Origin of the sequence: Streptococcus pseudopneumoniae, assembly GCF_001072375.1 — a bacterium.
Taxonomy (GTDB): domain Bacteria; phylum Bacillota; class Bacilli; order Lactobacillales; family Streptococcaceae; genus Streptococcus; species Streptococcus pseudopneumoniae_L.
In genome coordinates, this window is the sequence record NZ_JVKV01000051.1 from 1 (window position 1) to 917 (window position 917).

The window sequence follows — 917 nt, forward strand, 5'->3', positions numbered from 1 at the left end:
TGGCACAAAAGTCTCATAGTTTATCACACACAAAGTGGATGTGTTCTATCACATTGTGTTCACCTCTAAGTATAGACGAAAAGTCATCTATAATCAATATCGAAGTAGTTTGGGAGAAATATTTCATCGCTTGTGTAGTTATAAAAGAGTTGAAATTATCGATGGTCACTTAATGCCAGACCATGTACATATGCTAGTAAGTATTCCACCAAGGATAAGTGTTTTAAGTTTTATGGGGTATTTAAAAGGCAAAAGTGCACTCATGATGTTCGATAAACACGCCAACCTCAAGTACAAGTTTGGGAACCGGCATTTCTGGGCAGAAGGTTATTATGTGAGTACAGTAGGGCTTAATGAAGCCACGATAAGGAAATACATCCAAGATTAAAGAAATTATCCAGTGGATGATTTCTTTACGAGTATGAAAATTTGAGAACGAGTAAAGCATGATATAGTACTAGATAAATTGAGTGTAAAAGAAAATGAGGATCCCTTTAGGGATAGTGGTAAGTAATACTCACGCCTATTTAAGAGGCAAGTGACGAGTCAAGAGTAATAAGGCTTGAACAACGTGAAAGCCAGCGTCTTTAGGCGCTGGCTGGTTGATTGGTCTACTTAATGGAAAAGTGGTAAAAAGTAAATTTCTAAAATGCTAGAAAAATAAAGAAATTGAAGAGGAGAAATTCCTATCGAGTATCATTAGTAGGATTACGAAAAATAAAAGGTGACTGTTTATTTTTAAAATATGGAGATAGAGCCTTGTAAACTAGGCAAACAAAAAAAGAGGTTGGGATAAAAAAGATCCCGACCTCACTTTTTATTAACAATCAAACTTTGACGCGGTAGCTGATTGGAGTTTTTGTTTGTCTTTTAGACTCCAAAAAGCTCCTAATCATCCTCGCGGGGCTGGGACTACG

Annotated in this window: 1 pseudogene; it reads left to right on the forward strand. The window is 36.4% G+C overall.

The window, feature by feature from the left end:
- Positions 1 to 514: pseudogene (gene tnpA, locus ADH31_RS03775) on the forward strand (IS200/IS605 family transposase); the annotation flags it as partial.
- Between the last annotated feature and the right edge of the window lie 403 nt (positions 515 to 917).